Annotated in this window: 16 protein-coding genes and 2 pseudogenes; 11 read left to right on the plus strand and 7 right to left on the minus strand. The window is 42.4% G+C overall.

The window, feature by feature from the left end; translation table 11 throughout:
• Positions 1-12 precede the first annotated feature (12 nt).
• The 4 genes from KO473_RS19020 to KO473_RS19035 are packed head-to-tail and all read left to right on the plus strand — an operon-like array spanning position 13 to position 5,749.
• Positions 13-1,518: a 4Fe-4S binding protein gene (locus tag KO473_RS19020; RefSeq protein WP_122130936.1), complete on the plus strand. Its 1,506-nt coding sequence runs from the start codon at positions 13-15 to the stop codon at positions 1,516-1,518.
• Between the two features lie 22 nt (positions 1,519-1,540).
• Positions 1,541-2,923 (plus strand): aldo/keto reductase, encoded by a 1,383-nt coding sequence (locus KO473_RS19025; RefSeq protein WP_122130938.1) that lies wholly within the window; start codon positions 1,541-1,543, stop codon positions 2,921-2,923.
• Entirely contained in the window at positions 2,923-5,220 is a 2,298-nt protein-coding gene (locus KO473_RS19030; RefSeq protein ID WP_005822226.1) for a TonB-dependent receptor domain-containing protein, read from the plus strand. The genes KO473_RS19025 and KO473_RS19030 overlap by 1 nt, the downstream gene beginning before the upstream one ends.
• A 16-nt stretch (positions 5,221-5,236) precedes the next feature.
• Positions 5,237-5,749, plus strand: coding sequence for an ECF transporter S component (locus KO473_RS19035; RefSeq protein ID WP_005822227.1), 513 nt, complete (start codon positions 5,237-5,239; stop codon positions 5,747-5,749).
• Between the two features lie 91 nt (positions 5,750-5,840).
• On the opposite strand, the gene KO473_RS19040 is transcribed toward KO473_RS19035, so the two are convergent.
• Positions 5,841-6,491, minus strand: coding sequence for a DUF1349 domain-containing protein (locus KO473_RS19040; protein WP_005782101.1), 651 nt, complete (start codon positions 6,489-6,491; stop codon positions 5,841-5,843).
• Positions 6,492-6,515: 24 nt separating this feature from the next.
• Positions 6,516-7,103 (minus strand): sugar O-acetyltransferase, encoded by a 588-nt coding sequence (locus KO473_RS19045; RefSeq protein WP_005782098.1) that lies wholly within the window; start codon positions 7,101-7,103, stop codon positions 6,516-6,518.
• A gap of 8 nt (positions 7,104-7,111) precedes the next feature.
• Here KO473_RS19045 and KO473_RS19050 point away from each other — a divergent pair, with 8 nt between their 5' ends.
• Positions 7,112-7,948: a response regulator transcription factor gene (locus KO473_RS19050; RefSeq protein ID WP_005822228.1), complete on the plus strand. Its 837-nt coding sequence runs from the start codon at positions 7,112-7,114 to the stop codon at positions 7,946-7,948.
• A 58-nt stretch (positions 7,949-8,006) separates the two neighbouring features.
• Here KO473_RS19050 and KO473_RS19055 read toward each other — a convergent pair whose 3' ends face one another.
• Both KO473_RS19055 and KO473_RS19060 read right to left on the minus strand, forming a co-directional pair.
• Positions 8,007-8,525, minus strand: a complete 519-nt coding sequence (locus KO473_RS19055; RefSeq protein WP_005782093.1) for a methylated-DNA--[protein]-cysteine S-methyltransferase — start codon at positions 8,523-8,525, stop codon at positions 8,007-8,009.
• 343 nt (positions 8,526-8,868) lie between these two features.
• Complete coding sequence (locus KO473_RS19060; RefSeq protein ID WP_005782089.1) at positions 8,869-9,222, minus strand: cupin domain-containing protein; 354 nt, start codon at positions 9,220-9,222, stop codon at positions 8,869-8,871.
• 368 nt (positions 9,223-9,590) lie between these two features.
• Between KO473_RS19060 and KO473_RS19065 the strand changes: the two genes are divergently transcribed.
• Positions 9,591-10,487 (plus strand): AraC family transcriptional regulator, encoded by an 897-nt coding sequence (locus tag KO473_RS19065; protein ID WP_005782086.1) that lies wholly within the window; start codon positions 9,591-9,593, stop codon positions 10,485-10,487.
• 172 nt (positions 10,488-10,659) lie between these two features.
• Here KO473_RS19065 and KO473_RS19070 read toward each other — a convergent pair whose 3' ends face one another.
• Both KO473_RS19070 and KO473_RS19075 read right to left on the minus strand, forming a co-directional pair.
• A complete protein-coding gene (locus KO473_RS19070; RefSeq protein WP_005782084.1) occupies positions 10,660-12,420 on the minus strand; it encodes a 1-deoxy-D-xylulose-5-phosphate synthase in 1,761 nt (586 codons plus the stop codon).
• A gap of 20 nt (positions 12,421-12,440) precedes the next feature.
• Entirely contained in the window at positions 12,441-12,926 is a 486-nt protein-coding gene (locus tag KO473_RS19075) for a flavodoxin (RefSeq protein WP_032537605.1), read from the minus strand.
• Between the two features lie 149 nt (positions 12,927-13,075).
• Between KO473_RS19075 and KO473_RS19080 the strand changes: the two are divergent.
• From KO473_RS19080 to KO473_RS19095, 5 genes and pseudogenes are all read left to right on the plus strand, one after another.
• Positions 13,076-13,270: pseudogene (locus KO473_RS19080) on the plus strand (recombinase); the annotation flags it as partial.
• Between the two features lie 52 nt (positions 13,271-13,322).
• Positions 13,323-13,606: pseudogene (locus KO473_RS23840) on the plus strand (DUF6043 family protein).
• A 630-nt stretch (positions 13,607-14,236) separates the two neighbouring features.
• Positions 14,237-15,451, plus strand: coding sequence for a hypothetical protein (locus KO473_RS19085; protein WP_005822231.1), 1,215 nt, complete (start codon positions 14,237-14,239; stop codon positions 15,449-15,451).
• A 4-nt stretch (positions 15,452-15,455) separates the two neighbouring features.
• Positions 15,456-15,911 (plus strand): hypothetical protein, encoded by a 456-nt coding sequence (locus tag KO473_RS19090; protein ID WP_005822232.1) that lies wholly within the window; start codon positions 15,456-15,458, stop codon positions 15,909-15,911.
• 48 nt (positions 15,912-15,959) lie between these two features.
• Complete coding sequence (locus tag KO473_RS19095) at positions 15,960-16,490, plus strand: GNAT family N-acetyltransferase (protein WP_005782068.1); 531 nt, start codon at positions 15,960-15,962, stop codon at positions 16,488-16,490.
• 102 nt (positions 16,491-16,592) lie between these two features.
• Here KO473_RS19095 and KO473_RS19100 read toward each other — a convergent pair whose 3' ends face one another.
• The gene (locus KO473_RS19100; protein WP_005822234.1) at positions 16,593-17,402 is read right to left on the minus strand and encodes a Fic family protein; all 810 of its coding nucleotides are present in this window, start codon (positions 17,400-17,402) and stop codon (positions 16,593-16,595) included.
• Positions 17,403-17,788 lie beyond the last annotated feature (386 nt).

The following is a 17,788-nucleotide window of genomic DNA, read 5'->3' on the forward strand; positions in this document are numbered from 1 at the left end:
AAAACAAACGCAATGATACGAAAAATCAGACTAACATGTGGCATCATCTGCCTGACACTGATCACCCTGCTGTTCCTTGATTTCACCGGAACACTGCACGGTTGGTTCGGCTGGCTGGCAAAAATCCAGTTCCTTCCTGCGATACTGGCATTGAACATAGGGGTAGTAGCCTTTTTAATAATTCTGACAGCCGTATTCGGACGAATCTACTGTTCGGTGATTTGTCCGCTCGGAGTATTCCAGGATGTGGCAGCCTGGGTTGGGAAAAGACGGAAAAAGTTGCCTTACTCCTATTCTCCGGCACTCTCTTCACTACGCTACGGGGCATTGGCTATATTCATCATTACCCTGATAGCAGGAGTTAGTTTCATCACAACTTTGTTTGCTCCGTATAGTGCTTACGGACGTATTGCAAACAACCTGTTCCAACCCATCTGGTTATGGGGAAACAACCTGTTTGCTCATCTGGCGGAACGAATCGACAGTTATGCATTTTATGACGTCGAAGTCTGGATGAAAAGTCTGCCGACATTTATCATCGCTGCAGCGACTTTCGTTATCCTGATTCTGCTGGCATGGCGAAACGGGCGTACCTACTGTAATACCATCTGCCCTGTGGGGACAGTACTGGGATTTCTTTCACGCTATTCTTTATTCCGCGTCACGATTGATACGGATAAATGTAACGGGTGCGGACTGTGTGCACGCCATTGCAAAGCGGCATGCATCAACTCCAAAGAACATACGATAGACTACAGCCGTTGTGTGGCTTGCATGGACTGCCTTGGCAAATGCAAGCAGAAAGCGCTCAGTTACCAATTACGAACAAACAAAACAGGATCACCACAAGTGAAGCAGAATGCTCCTCTGGCCTCATCCGGCCAAGTAAATGAAGCACGCCGCAACTTCCTGACCGTAACGACAATGGTAGCCGCAACATCGGCGCTCAAAGCACAGGAGAAAAAAGTAGATGGCGGACTCGCCACCATAGAAGATAAGAAAATACCCAATCGGCAGACACCCATCACACCTCCCGGTTCGTTGAGTGCGCGTAATATGTCTGCACATTGCACGGCCTGCCAACTGTGTGTATCAGCCTGCCCCAATCAGGTATTGCGTCCTTCCACGAAACTGATGAACCTGATGCAGCCCGAAATGTCGTACGAACGCGGCTATTGTCGTCCGGAGTGTAACGATTGTTCTCAGGTATGTCCGGCAGGAGCAATCCGCCCTATCACGGTGGCCGACAAGTCTTCGACTCAAATCGGGCATGCGGTCTGGGTAAAAGCGAACTGCGTACCACTGACTGACGGGGTGGAATGTGGCAATTGTGCCCGTCATTGTCCGACAGGAGCCATTCAGATGATTCTATCCATACCGAACCAAACAGACTCCCCCAAAATACCGGCAATCAATACCGAACGTTGCATCGGTTGCGGAGCATGTGAAAATCTTTGCCCGGCACGCCCGTTCAGTGCCATCTATGTAGAAGGTCACGAAAGACACCGTATCATATAACACATCCCAAAAGTAGAAACATATGGAAAAACAGAATAAGCATATAGACCGAAGAGGATTCCTCAAAATTGTGGGCATCAGTGCCGCTACAACGACAGCAGCTCTTTATGGCTGCGGCTCCGGAACTAAAAGCAGCCAGGGACGGAATGCCTCCTCTCCTGTTCCGACAGACCAGATGACTTACCGCTCAGTAGGCGGAATCAAAGATAAAGTATCCCTCCTGGGATATGGCTGTATGCGTTGGCCTACCGTTCCTTCACCGGAAGGAAAAGGAGACCTTATCAATCAGGAAGCTGTCAACGAATTGGTAGACTATGCCATTGCTCATGGAGTGAATTATTTCGATACATCACCTGTATACGTACAGGGCTGGTCGGAAAAAGCAACAGGAATTGCCCTCAAAAGGCATCCGCGTGAAAAACTGTACATAGCGACCAAACTATCGAATTTTTCAAACTTCTCACGCGAAAACTCACTTGCGATGTATCATCAATCATTCAAGGATATGCAAGTGGAGTATTTTGATTACTATCTGCTGCACGCCATTGGCGGAGGCGGGATGAAGGTATTCAACGAGCGCTATGTCGATAACGGTATGCTGGATTTTCTTCTCAAGGAACGAGAGGCCGGACGCATACGTCATCTCGGCTGGTCATTCCATGGTGACGTTGAGGTTTTCGACCAGGTACTTGCCATGCACGATACGGTGAAATGGGATTTTGTACAGATTCAGCTCAACTATGTAGACTGGCGCCACGCAACCGGAAACAATGTGAATGCGGAATACCTGTACGGAGAACTGGCCAAACGAAACATTGCCGCCGTCATCATGGAACCACTGTTGGGTGGACGCCTGTCAAATGTCCCTGAACACATCGTGGGACGACTGAAACAGCGACGCCCCGAAGACAGTGTGGCATCGTGGGCATTTCGCTTCGCCGGTTCACCGGAATTGGTACTGACCGTATTGAGCGGTATGACTTATATGGAGCACTTACAGGATAACATCCGCACTTATTCACCACTGGTTCCGCTGACCGATGACGACAAAGAGTATCTGGAAGAAACCGCGCAACTGATGATGCAATACCCTACCATCCCCTGTAATGACTGTAAATATTGCATGCCCTGTCCATACGGCATCGATATTCCTGCCATTCTCGTACATTACAACAAGTGCGTAAACGAAGGGAATATTCCGCAAAGCCGGACAAGCGAAAACTATAAAGAAGCACGGCGCGCTTTCCTGATAGGCTATGACCGCAGTGTACCCAAACTACGGCAAGCCAGCCATTGTATTGGCTGCAACCAATGCACCTCACATTGTCCGCAGTCTATCCGGATTCCGGACGAACTGCACCGTATCGATCATTTTATAGAACAACTCAAACAGGAAACGCTATAATGGAAAAGATAATCGATCTTCTACATTCCGGAGGATATTCCTGTGTCATCGGAAACGGAACGGAGATACGAACTTTCACTCAGCGGGGCGTTGCCGATTTATATGACTTATTTCGGCAAGACCCGTCCTTTATGAAAGGAGCCGGCATCGCCGACAAGGTAATTGGAAAAGCAGCAGCAGGTCTAATGGTATTGGGAGGAATCCGGCAGGTATATGCAGATGTCATCAGCCAACCAGCACTTGCACTCCTGCGCAATGCCAATATAGAGGTGAACTACGTACGGCTGGTGCCTTTCATCGAAAACCGGGACAAAAGCGGATGGTGTCCGTTGGAGACGGCTTGCTACGGAATAGAATCCGTACAAGAAATATTCCGGATCATCGAAAACTTCCTTTCCAAGATCAGGATGAAGAAAAACCTACTCGGCATTCTATTGGCATGCGCTTTCCTCAGTTCATCTTTACAGGCACAAGTCCGGAAAGATACGACACAAGCAGGGCATAATTATGAAATAGACGGCGTGGTAGTGACCGGCACGAGGAATGAAACCGATATCCGTCACCTGCCAATGACAATCTCCGTGGTGAACCGTGAAACCATCGGGCAACGCTCCGAACCTTCCCTGCTCCCCACATTGACAGAACAGGTTCCCGGATTGTTCACCACCAGTCGTGGCGTGATGGGATATGGAGTGTCAAACGGTGCGGCAGGCGGTATCAGCCTGCGTGGTATAGGTGGCAGCCCCACTACAGGATTATTGGTATTGATTGACGGGCATCCCCAATATATGGGATTGATGGGACATCCCATTGCTGATGCTTACCAATCGATGCTGGCCGAGAAAGTGGAAGTTGTGCGCGGCCCCGCATCCGTACTTTATGGCTCGAATGCCATGGGTGGAGTAATCAACATCGTAACCCGCCGGCAACGGGAAGACGGAGTGAGAACCGGAGTCCGACTGGGATATGGTTCGTATGACACATGGATGACCGAAGCTACCAACCAAGTAAAAAAAGGACGTTTCAACAGCGTTATTACCGGATCTTATAACCGGACAAACGGTCATCGTCCCGATATGGAATTTGAGCAATATGGGGGATACACGAGGTTGGGTTATGAGCTGGATCGCAGTTGGAGCGTATCGGCCGATCTGAACCTGACACACTTCAATGCTTCCAATCCGGGAACTGTCAGTGCACCGGTTTTCGATAATGACTCGCATATTACACGCGGCATGACTTCTTTTGCTCTGGAAAACAAATACAAACGTACATCGGGCGCACTCAAATTTTTCTATAATTGGGGCAAACATCACATTAATGACGGATATGGTACGGGAGAAGAACCGTCAGACTACCGCTTCAATTCCAAGGACCGGATGATGGGAATCTCCTGGTATCAGAGTGCCTCTTTATTTTCCGGCAACCGACTGACAGCAGGAATAGACTATATGCAATTCGGCGGTGAAGCCTGGAACCGTTTCATTGCGGACAAACACAAAGAAGGTATCTCGGATAAATCGGAAAATGAGATTGCCGGATATCTTGATTTCCGCCAGACAATCGGCAGTTACCTGACAATGGATGCAGGGCTCCGTATAGATCACCACACCGTCACCGGAACGGAATGGATACCACAAGTCGGTTTGTCGGTACAATTGCCACAAGACGCAAGCCTGAAAGCAATGGCCAGTAAAGGATTCCGTAACCCAACGATTCGTGAACTGTATATGTTCCGACCGGCCAATCCCGACTTGCTGCCGGAACGGCTGTGGAATTACGAACTATCTTATTCACAACGCTTACTCAAAGGTACTTTTTATTATGGAGTCAACCTTTTTTACATCAACGGGGACAATATGATTCAGACCATTCGCACAGACGGACGCCCACTGAACGTAAACACAGGCAAAGTCGAGAATTGGGGAGCAGAAGCCGACATAGCATATCGCATTCACCCCATGTGGAGACTGACAGCTAACTACAGTTGGCTTCATATGAAGTATCCTCTGATAGCCGCACCCGAACATAAACTATATACAGGCATCGATTTCACACAGAAGAAATGGAGTTTCTCCACCGGAATACAATATGTGACAGGACTCTATACGGCAGTCGATCCTCAGAAAAAGAAAGAAAACTTCCTCCTGTGGAATCTTCGCGGCAGTTATCGCATTTGTTCTATTGCCGGCCTGTTTGTAAAAGGGGAGAATCTGCTGGCACAACGTTATGAAATAAACGCAGGTTACCCCATGCCGAAAGCTACATGTATGGGAGGAATTAGTATTAACTTTTAATTATTACATCATAATTATGGAAACAACATCTATCAAGCTTTATTCATTGAATTACAATGATACGAAAACGTATCTGACAACGCTGCTGTTCGTAGTGGGCAATATGGCACTCCCCCAACTTTTCCATCTCATTCCCCAAGGTGGTATCACCTGGTTACCCATCTATTTTTTTACTTTGATCGGAGCTTATAAATACGGATGGAAAGTAGGGCTACTGACAGCACTTCTATCACCTGTTTTAAACTCATTATTGTTCGGTATGCCCCAACCGGTGATCTTACCCGCCATACTCTTAAAATCGACACTTTTAGCGATAGCTGCCGGTTATGCAGCCCACCGCTACAAACGCATTTCCATCCCTATCCTCCTCCTGGTCGTGTTATCCTATCAGGTGGTCGGCACTTTAGGCGAATGGATCCTTGTCAACGATTTCTTCAGTGCCGTACAGGATTTCCGTATCGGTCTGCCGGGAATGGCTCTGCAAATATTCGGAGGCTATCTATTTATAAGTCGTTTGATTTATAAATAAATGCGATAACAGACAATCTGCTTGATATAGCCCAACCACAAAAAAATGGAAGATATGACTTTCCGAACCGTCTATCTTCCATTCTGCTTATTTATTCTGCATTCTTCTTCAGCCATTCCACTCTGCGCTGGTCCGGCAGATGCTTTACCTGGAAGTATTCAAACTTAGCGTTGAATCCACTACCATCGGGACAAGCTGCCATCAGTCCAACCTTCACAGGAATATGATCCTGCAACCAGGCATTACGCATCAGCGTGTAAGTTTTATCATCAAATGAATAGAAAATCTCTACTGCATCCAGCCGCCTGACAGCCTTTATCCAGATATAAGGTACCGTTTTATCTAACGTTATCACACTCCAGTCACTCGTTTTATGAGTGACAACGGTACTCAAATTAAATTTTCCATCAACAAACTCAATACCCGCTTTAATGTAATTTTCATGATCGATACGGAGCATCAGGCCGGCCTGATCGAAACGTTCTTTATACTCTCCGACAACCTTGACTTTCGCTTCAAATTCACCGCCATAAGTGGCATAATAGAAAGGTGCGTCATCTACTGTAAAACCGTAGTGAGAAATACGCCAGTAATCACTTTGCGGAGTAACGGACATAGACAATACGTTATTTTTTATCTCCCATTGTTCCGGTTCGTTGAACCATTGCATTTTTTCCAGTGTCTGCCCAAACATCATTTGTGCCATCAGGCCCATAAGCAGGCTTAAACATACTTTTTTCATTGCTACCTTTTGATTATGTTTATTCTATAATAAATATTTTGTTTTATCTTCTTCCGTAATTTCCCGAATCACGCGACAAGGATTACCCGCAGCAATCACATTGGCAGGAATATCTCTATTTACTACACTTCCTGCACCTATCACTGTATTGTCACCAATCGTCACGCCCGGTAATACGCACACTTGCGCCCCAATCCACACATTATTTCCGACACGAATGGGACGGGCATATTCCAACCCTCGATTTCTCTGCTCCACATCCAAAGGATGACCCGCAGTATAGAAGCCACAGGATGGAGCGATAAAGACATTATCACCGAACGTTACTTTAGCCTCGTCCAGAATGACACAGTTCATATTGGCATAGAAATTTTCACCAATCTCAATGTTATAGCCATAGTCACAATAAAAAGGCTGTTCCAACAGAAAACGTTCTTTCGTCTTGCAAAACAACCGACGGATAATGGCCTCCCGTTCAGCTATCTGCGAGGGAGGTAAATGATTTAAGGTATAACACAGCTCTTTGCAAGACTGACGTTCGGCTATCAATTCTGTATCATAATTAGCATCGTAAAGCCTGCCTGTACCCATTTTTTCTTTTTCACTTTCCATAAATAACTATGTTTTATGATTACCTTTGCAAAGGTAAAAGCTTGTATCTAAGTACACAATGCTTATTAATAACCATTTCTTTTCCCGATATGGACATTGTTGACAAACTGAACAAAGAGTTCCTGACTCAGCCCTTCTGCAAAAATGAACAGCTGCCGGAAGAACTGAATGAATATAAACGAATCGCATACAACTATGCACGAATAGAAAATTCAATTGCCGTTCTAAGTGATATGCATACCAATATCAGCTATATCTATTATGGAGGAACAGCTGAGACATTGGGCATAGCCCGAAAAGGAGATAATCAAAATCTTGAATCAATCTGGGAAAAAGAAGTCTTTAAATATATCCATCCGGATGACTTGGCGGAAAAGTATGTACAGGAACTCCGTTTCTACCATTTCCTGAAACAGATTCCACACAAAAAACGTGCAGATTACTTTCTTATGAGCAAACTCCGTATGCGTGATCCTTCCGGGAAATATGTCCCTATCCTACACAGGATGTTCTATGTAGCCACTCACTCAAACGACAGTATGTGGCTGGCTCTGTGTCTTTACAATTTGTCGGTCGATCCTACAATGAGTTGCAGAGTGATCAACTCGACAAACGGACAGATCATAGAACTGGAAAAGCAAGATTGTAGCAAATTGCTATCCGATAGGGAAAAGACAATATTACAGTTGATCGATATGGGGAAAACAAGTCATGAGATCGCCCGGGAACTGTTTATAAGCAAAAATACCGTCAGCCGACACCGACAAAATATATTGGAAAAGCTTCAGGTAAAGAACTCCATTGAAGCTTGCAGAATTGCCAAAGAGCTTAAGTTACTCTTCTAATCAGTTTTTCGACTACCTTTCATTAATAATACGGTCAGTCGTTTATAAGCCTGAACAGTTAGAATAACCTGTCGGAGGACTCCAGGTCAAGCAAGATCTTCTTAGCAGGCAGCCCACCGCCATACCCTACTAATTTACGGTCACTGCCGATCACACGATGACAAGGAACAAGTATCGAGATAGGGTTCGCTCCGTTGGCGGAAGCTATGGCACGGATAGCTTTAGGATTCCCCAGCTTTTGAGACAACCCTGCATAAGACATTGTTTTTCCATAAGAAATATTCAGCAGTTCGTTCCAAACAGTTTTCTGAAAATCAGTACCTACAAGAAGCAAAGGAATATCAAATGTAGTTCTTTGTCCGGCAAAATATTCATCCAGTTGACCGATCGTTCGTGTGATTACCTCAGATATGCCCTCCTTATAAGAAGCTTGCAACTCTTTTTGTATTCTTCTGTCGATGATGATCCTGCGTTCTTCTATCTTCCAATCACATAAGCAAAGTTTTTCCCGGTATGCCCCCAGTATCAGTTCTCCGCATGGCGATTGATAATATTGTATCTGAATAACATTTTCCATATTTTTCCTTTCTGTTTAATGAGAAATTAATGATCACCTATACATACCATATACTCGCAATCTATACCCTACACAGCAAATGTACAGAATTTCCGGATGAAACCAGCCGGAGAGTTACTAAATTTCTTGTTTTTACCTAAAGATTTTATCACAGCTAAAAACGTTAATATCCGAATTTTCTCTACTGCCATAGACTTCCATTATATCCAATCCCTACAGTTGCTCACGTTTCAGAGCTATATCCCGTAAAAATATCTAAAAAGGCTGAAGTGCACCCCAAAAGTTTTTTGTCCAACTTTTAGGGTGCACTTCAGCCTTTTACCGGTTTTATCAACTATTCTTTTTATTGTACGACTCCATCAGTCATGGTATAACCCTCCAAGGAGCCTGCTTTCACCTGAATACAAATAAAACCGATAGGACTGTCAGATGCAGCAGAAATCTGACGTTTTCCATCCGGAGCAATACGGAGCCAATCCCCAGCCTGCAATTCTATCTTTTCGCCATCAATGGTGATAAAGCCCTTCCCCGAAAGGATGCCGTAAATTTCTTCATTCTGTTTATGTGAATGAACAAAAGGGACTCCGGCACCGGCCGGAAGATGATTGATAGATACTTCGGCACCCGTCAGGGCAAGACTGTCATGCAACTCTACACGTGCATCTTGTGCTACGCTCATTTTTTGATAATTCTTCATAACTCCTTTATTTATTAATCAATAATAGTATTAAAAAGATCTCCTTTTCTGTGTTTGAGATGATACAAAGGTAAGTAGTTTATAATCATCTAACAATAAGGAACTTCTATGTCAGTCACTTACCTCTGTGTTACTAATATTGTTTATTAAGTTGTTCAGAAAAGCAGATTTAACCCTCATTAACAGAAAAGACTCCAAAAGCAATCTATCGTAACATTCCACTTTTATCCTAATGATAGCAAATTGTGGCAAGACATACCTCTTCTTACACAAATTACAGATATCATAACCTTGATTACGGATATAAGTGACAAAGAAGAACAATATTGGCCGGAACATCCTATCTTCGCAGGAAATAAGTGACTCCTATGAAAGAAAGAATATTAAATATAGAAACCGTCCATCAATGCAACTGCTGCCTGGGCTGCAAAACACTCCATCCGCTGGTAAGTGTAATCGACCTGTCAAAGACCAATCTGGAGCAGCAAGTTATTAAATTTGATTTTTATACCATCCTGATGATGGAAGGGGAGATCGATGATGTTTTATATGGCCGCAAGTACTATGATTATTCCAATGCATCATTGGTATTCCTCACACCGGGAGAATCTATCAAAATAAACAAAAGTAAAGCGCTTCCCTCAAAAGGGTGGCTGCTGGCATTTCATCCGGACTTGATTTCTCAAACCTCTTTGGGAGAACATATAAAAGATTACTCCTTCTTTTTTTACAATCCGGAGGAGGCACTCCACCTTTCTCAACGGGAAAAGGCCAAGGCTGTAGAATGCATATGCAACATCGAAGAGGAACTTTGTCATGCGATAGACTGCCACAGCAAAACACTGATTTCACGGTACATAGAATTGTTATTAGATCATTGCAACCGTTTCTACGAGCGTCAGTTTATCACACGTTGCGAAGCTAACAAAAAGATTATAAAGAAAACAGATGTATTGTTGAAAGATTATATTCTATCCGGAAAATCAAAATGCAATACATCGCCTTCATTGGGATACTGTGCAAAAAGACTTCAACTGTCATCTCATTATTTCAACGACCTGCTACAATTTGAAAGTGGAAAAAATATCGATGAATATTTCGAGTCAAAACGTTTGGAAATGGCTAAAAGCATGCTGCTCGACTCTAATAATACGGTAAGTGTAGTTACGGAAAAACTTGGATACCCCAATATACGATACTTTAGCCGTTTATTTAAGAGAATTACCGGAGTAGTTCCGAATAATTACAGACTCTCACAGAATTAGAAACTTTTTCTGATAATAATGGAGGAACTACATCACGTAACTCCTCCATTGTTTCTACGACAACAGCCTATGCTAGATATAAAGCCAGCGTCGCACCCAAATTCTTTTTCATAATATCTCTTTTATTCTGAATTTTCCTCCTTTTTACTTATTCCACAGATTGTGAGTGTTCTCACATAACGTTCTCTCTACATACGGATTCTATATCCCCTATTATTTGCTCTACGGATATTCCATTCTCTCTCATCAGTTCTTCAGGCCGAAAATCGGTGGGGAATGATTTCTTTATTCCATAATTTTTAACCTTCATATCCGATAAGCCATAGAAACTTGCAATTGTTTGCCCGAATCCTCCTTCCACTATGCCGTCTTCAAGAGTAAGCACAAGTTCATGGTCCGTTTTTAAGCACTCCAGCAACTCTTCATCAATACCTGTGATAAATTTAGGATTTATCAGTGTTACATCATTACCTGTCAGGATTTTATATTTATCGGCAATTTGTACGCCCAGTTCAAAGAAATCTCCAAGTGCAATAATCGCAACACCTGAACCTTTTCGTACGACCTGATATTTATTTAGTAAAGAGTAATCCGTGGTATCCTCAATTCCCGTCTCAGGCATCATCATTGGAATTCTGATAGCAATGGGATGCGCCTTCTGTGTAGTGGCATACTTAAACATGGCAAGATACTCCTCCTTGCTCGTCGGAGCAAGATATACCAGATTGGGTATATGTGAAATCATCGGAATATCATAGATCCCCAAATGAGTATTACTGTTCATCCCATATACTGAAGCCATAAGCACCATGATTACAGCCGGATTATTATTTAAACACAAGTCTGACGAAAGTTGGTCATACGTTCTCTGCAAGAACGGACTGAAAACTCCAAAAATCGGTGTTCCTCCATTCCTGGCAATACCACTTGCCATTGCAACAGCATGTTCTTCCGCAATACCTACATCAACAAACTGTTTGCCGACACGCTTCCGATAGTCTTCCGTAAATCCTATTACAGACGGTGTTCCCGCAGTAATTGCAACTACATCCGACCTCTTTTCAATCAAGTCTAAGACAGACTCCCTGACAGTTTCATTCACCGGCCATCCGGGTCCTTTGGGAGAACCGTCTTCGATGTGAAAAGGACCTCCTGCATGCCAGTATTCTTTATTTTCTTCTGCATATTTCAATCCCTTACCTTTGATCGTATGGATATGCAATACTACTGCACGGTCTATATCTTTGACAGACGTAAATAATTTTATGAGTGCTGACACGTCATGCCCATCTCCAAGGTAATAATACTCCAGCCCCATAGCCTTAAAAATATTATCAGGACTCTCCCCATTCGTGTCTCTAAGCTCTTTCAATCCTTTATAAAGTCCTCCATGATTTTCAGCAATGGATTGATCATTGTCATTGACTATAATAATCATGTTAGACCCAAGCATTGCCGTATTGTTGAGTCCTTCCAAAGCCTCTCCCCCACTCAACGAACCGTCACCGATTACAGCGATGATGTTTTCTTTGCCACCTGTGAGATCACGTCCTTTTGCAAGTCCCATTGCCAGTGAAACAGATGTTGAGGTGTGTCCTATCGTAAAGAAATCATGCTCGCTTTCATCCGGATTAGTATATCCGGTGACATCATCATATTTAGCCGGATCAAGAAATGCAGCCATTCTTCCGGTAAGCATTTTATGAACATAGCTCTGATGGGATACGTCAAAAACTATTTTATCAATGGGAGAGTTAAAAACATAATGCAGTGCAATTGTAGTTTCCACCATACCAAGATTCGGGCCGATATGACCACCGTGTTCACTTAATTTCCTGATTAACGCAGTTCTTATTTCCTCAGCCAGCACATTTAGTTGTTGAACTGACAATTCTTTTATATCTTTCGGTGAACTAATATTTTCTATATACATTTTTTATACCTCCATTTAATTTACAATCTAATCTTTTCAAACCATTCCGTAACCAAATCCCGCGTTATCCGTCCATTTAAAAGTTTTCCATCTTTCCACACGATATCCGGATATGCTTTATGAAGATTCTTTTCACAATTTCCTATGCCGCTGCCTCCCGATGTAGCGAACGGAACAACTATTTTACCGGCAAAGTCATAACTTTCCAAAAATGTATTAATTATAGTAGGGGCAATATACCACCAGACCGGAAAGCCTACAAACAGAACTTCGTACTCTTCCGGATGAAACAACGTACCGGAAATGGCAGGACGCGAGAGAGCATCTCTCATCTCCACCGAACTACGGCTTTTCTTATCATTCCAGTCCAAGTCAGCCTCCGTATAAGGAATCTCCGGCTTAATTTCATACAGATCTGCTCCAGTAATTGCAGCCAACTTCTCTGCCACAGCTTTAGTTACGCCGCTACATGAAAAGTACGCCATTAAAATCTTTCTGTCATTCATAACTCTTTCTCCTTGATCTAATTCTAATAACATTTATTACTCTACATTCACTATGCAAAAGTATGCCGTTACAACAAAATCTACCGTATACAAATTACGGATAAGTGTAACACGATTACGGATTTTGCAAGATATCCCGACGGAGCTTGAACAACAGACCTTTCGACAAATTCCCGATAGAAAAATGTACATACGGTACACCTCATTACATAACACTTGAAGAAAAGGACAAAATTTTCAATGCCGACCTATCAGCCACTCCGCAACTGGCAATACAGAGGGATATATTTATATTCCAAACACTGATAGGCTGTCGAGTGAGCGACCTATACCGCATGACGCAGAGCCGACCCACGCACGCTACCCGAACTTCTGATAGAAAGGCATGACATTCTAATTGAAAAAATTGGCACACAATTGAAAACCCATGCCACAGAAACAGATATAGCACGGTTGTTTATCGCATTAGTGGAATACCGTTTCATGCGGAAGTGTCCCATCAAGACTTTCAGAAATGCCTGTACAACCAGTTTAATAAACAAGAAATCGTTCATGAAAGAGGTATTCAGAAAGCATACAAAAATCTCATTTCGCCACTTGGAAACGGCAAAAAGTTGATAAAAGACGTTGGCGAAGACCATGATGCCATCGAAGAATTGAAAGCCTATTTATCCGATTAAAATTCGTTTAATTCGCTTTTGGATTTCACAAATTTAGCTAACTGAATATCATTATTTTACGATTGATTTTCATTATATATTTGCGCCACTATCCTAATCGGGGTAGTGGCTTTTCGTTTATAATACTGCCAGAACGAGAAGCCTTACAACCGGCAGTTTTAAGAAGCCTATGACAGACTTATTGGCAATTATCCAAAACGGAAACGGCAACATCAAGCTGTAAATCAATGACGAGGATATGGCAGCAATGCAGACTTTGGCTTACGACAGTCTGCGGAAGAACCTAGAAAAAGTAGAGGATTCAAGTTATAATTCCGTTCTATATAATACAAAATATCAATTAAATAGCTAATTTTGTATTCGGATAAAGGTAACTCTTTCCAAGACATTAGAGAAAAGAAGAAACGTTATGTTTATCTTGTAGGTGAAAATGTAGGAAATTTTCAGACTGATGTAAGAGATAGCATAGTGGTTCTCACGCATATAGCGTGGGCTGCTCTTGTTACATCTGCATCAAAGGTTTCCTACGACCTTCACTTAGACGTGGCATAGGTGGCTCACGTTCTTTCATTATAAATTTAATCCCCCAATAGAGCCATAGGGATTATTACGAATATGAATAAATTGCTTATGCCATTTATGACGCTTGTTTGCTTGCTTTTTACGGCTTGCAACAAGGATGATATTTTACCCGGTGGACCGATGCTCTGGACGTATGAGATTCTGACACCGGAAAGTGTAGAGTATGAAGGTGGCACCGTAGGTTGGATACCTAAAGAATGTTTCAAGGCAAACGGTAATGAGGGATATATCGTGATGACTTGCGAGAATTTCGATGTGCTCAATCCTATTTCGGGCGGTTCTTACACATACGATTGTGGATGGGCAACGCTCAAGGTGGAAGCCAATCAGTTGAAGATTCATTTTCCCCGTCAGGTTGCGGAAGCCCCGGATGCATACGAGGAGATTACAATCTCGACAAATGATGGAAAGAGAACAGCAAGTACAATTATCTGTTTGTCTAGAACCTTTAAGGACGAAGGGCAACCCGATCCAGAGCCGGAACCTCTGCCCGAAGAAGCCAAATTCAAGATGAAAAAGGCATACTTCACTCCGTTTATGCACCTTGACACCCAATTCCCGGCACCGCTCGATCTGGTGACGTTCAGAATCACGGATATAAACGACAATTACACCCCGTTGGGCTTTCCTGAGTTTACACAATATTACGACTCTATTGTTTGGAGTGCCGAGGGTTTCCCTCATACGTTCAGAGTCTATGAAAGCAATACAACGGAGGGAGGGACGGAAACACATCTTGCTACGGAATGGAGTTCGCACTTCTTCAAAAGCGGTACCATCAAAAATTACCTGAAAGGCTATCGCAAAGGAAAGGTTGAATATGAGACCTCGCTCGCTGTGAGACTGTACGAACGTGATTTCTTGGGGATTGAATGGGGGACAATCGTGTTGCAGAGTCCACAGAACCTTACAACCTATTGCCTGCTGGACACAGATTATGAGTATCAGGTGTATGACATCGTGGCAAAGGATTATAACCCCTTTTCTAAAATAATCCCGGTGAACCATAAGCAACTCTCGGATTCAGACTTCCCGGCAGCAGCGCAAAAAGCCATCAAAACACTGATGGAGAATAACATTGGTGAAGGGCAAAATGCTGGTGGAAAAGAGAACCTGTTCAAATGCCTGCCCGAAGAGGGTGTGAAAGCTGAATTGTATTGGGAAAACAAGACTACCCGTATACTGATGTTGCATCAACTCTCCACTGACCCCGATGACCTGACACAAGAGAAGTATTATCTACACGTTGAACCTAAACAATAAAAAAATGAATAAAGTAATAGTCACATTCCTCCTTTTAATTGGTATAGTAGCATCATCTTGTACAACCTCTAAAAGTGTAATATCACAAAAGGCGGACTTGTCGAGGTATGAATATGCCTCAATTATCAACAACAACACTTATCATATTCCGGCTCAACTGATGGAATATGAAATACAACTATTTGATGCCATAGAGAGTTCCCGTCTTAAACTTGTCAATGATATACGTATTGGCGAACTTTCTCCGAATCAACAATCAAAGTTGCTTATGGTAAAATATGGAGTAGATATTTTAGAAGAAGAATCTGTCGTAACTGTAAATTTCATAGATTATCTCACTGGTCGCCCGATAGCTTCATGCCGTGGCGCATATACAACCTTAGGATTCAGCGCATCAGCAGACATTAGAGGTGCTATAAAACGTGTTGCTAAACAAATAGCAGAAACATTTCCTAAGTAATTTATTTCATACAGCGAATTTATAATGGTAAATGAATTGAATAAAGAAATGGATGTGGATAAATACAAAATAAGAAGTTGGTCTAAAGACGATTTTTCCACTTTAGCTAAATATCTTAATAATAAAAAGATATGGGATAATTGCCGTGATAGCCTACCATATCCTTATTCTGAAAACGATGCGCAACAATTCATCCTGTCCGTTTCAATTCAAAACGAACAAAATAATTATTGTATCGAAGTAAATCAGGAAGCGGCTGGTAATATAAGTTTTGCTCGTGGTATAGATGTAGAGCGCTACAATGCAGAATTAGGTTATTGGCTTGCTGAACCATATTGGGGTAAAGGGATTATGACCCAAATGTTAGCACTGGCTATTAGCTGCTATTTTCATCATACAGATGTGATGCGCATTTGTGCAAATGTTTATGCTGGCAACATAGCATCGATGAGAGTATTAGAAAAAATAGGTTTTCGTAAATGTGGCATACATCGTAATGCCTGCTTCAAGAATGGAGTATTTACAGATTGCCATTATTTTGAATTGCTAAAAGAGGAATTTAGGAATTTGGTTAAATAGTACAAAAACACCCGGCTTTACATTATTGGGTATAAAACTGGGTGTTTATTTGCAAATTATTAATTTTCAGCGTTTATTACGGAAAGATAGGCTCTCAGACCTCTAAAACATAACACTGAACCCTCTCTTTTGTGAAGCATTGAAACGTTCAATCTCCAAAGAGAGGGATTTCTTTAATTGCCTTGCCATAAAGTCCAAGAAAACCTGATTGGTTTCTTCATCCTGACATTGGCGTAGGGAAAGAATATATTCTTCTCTATCCTCTTTAAATATCTTCGTCGGGAAAAGGTGATAGCAAAATTGGATGTAGTTCATCAGCAACCGAACCATTCTGCCATTACCATCCACCCACGGATGTATGGTTACTAAATTCAGGTGAGCATTGAAACTCAGTTCATATTGTTCCCGAAGTGTCCCCACTGTCTTCTGCTTCGCTTGCAGTATAGCGCAAAGTTCATCTACCTTAGCAGGAACTTTCAGATAGTTCATATAAGAATGTCCACCGACACCAGTCGTAACACCACATAGACGAAAATCCCCTTTCGAAGAATCGAAAGAACCGCCCATTACACTGTGTACACTGCCTGTAGTGCGCATCAGTGTTGCATTCAACCTTTGTAGCAAGGCAGGAGTTATCTGTACAAGGCTACTGGATTCGGTTTTGGCAAGTTCATACGCTTGCTTCAAATCCTCATTCATCAGATGATGCACAAGCGGTTTCCCTTTCGCTGTTACTCCCTCGTCGAAAAGAAGCTGCGTATCAAGTTCCGTAAGTGTTGAGCCTTCAATGGCTGTGGAATGGGTAATAAGAGAATACAGGTAGTACTTATCATAGTCCACCGCTTCATTGATACCAAGTTTCTGAAACTTTTGGTATAACTGTTCTATCTCTTGCCAAACGCCTTGTTCCATTGCTTTTTATTTAATAGGCTTTATTCTTTTCAAAGGTAGTGTATTTACTATGTTCAGCCAAAGAAAAACATTCATTTAATATCGTATTTTTTGCACGTGTGGGGAAAATGTGAGGAAAATTCAGATAAAAGAAAAAGCTAAGTATTGAATAGTCAATTACTTAGCTTTTTTCTTCGTACCCAGACCCGGTGCAAACTATAGAAATCATAGGAAAATAAGAGAAAATAGCCAACTGATTATCAGACGATTTATATTTTCTTATATTTTCCATTTTTGCCATTTTACACCCTTATTTTGTTACTTAGTACACTTTGAATTCTCATTTTCTTTCGCACCTTTACAACATCGAAAAACAAAAGAAAATCAATCACTTAGCACTTTTTACC

The sequence above is a fragment of the Bacteroides sp. HF-4919 genome, assembly GCF_018860125.1.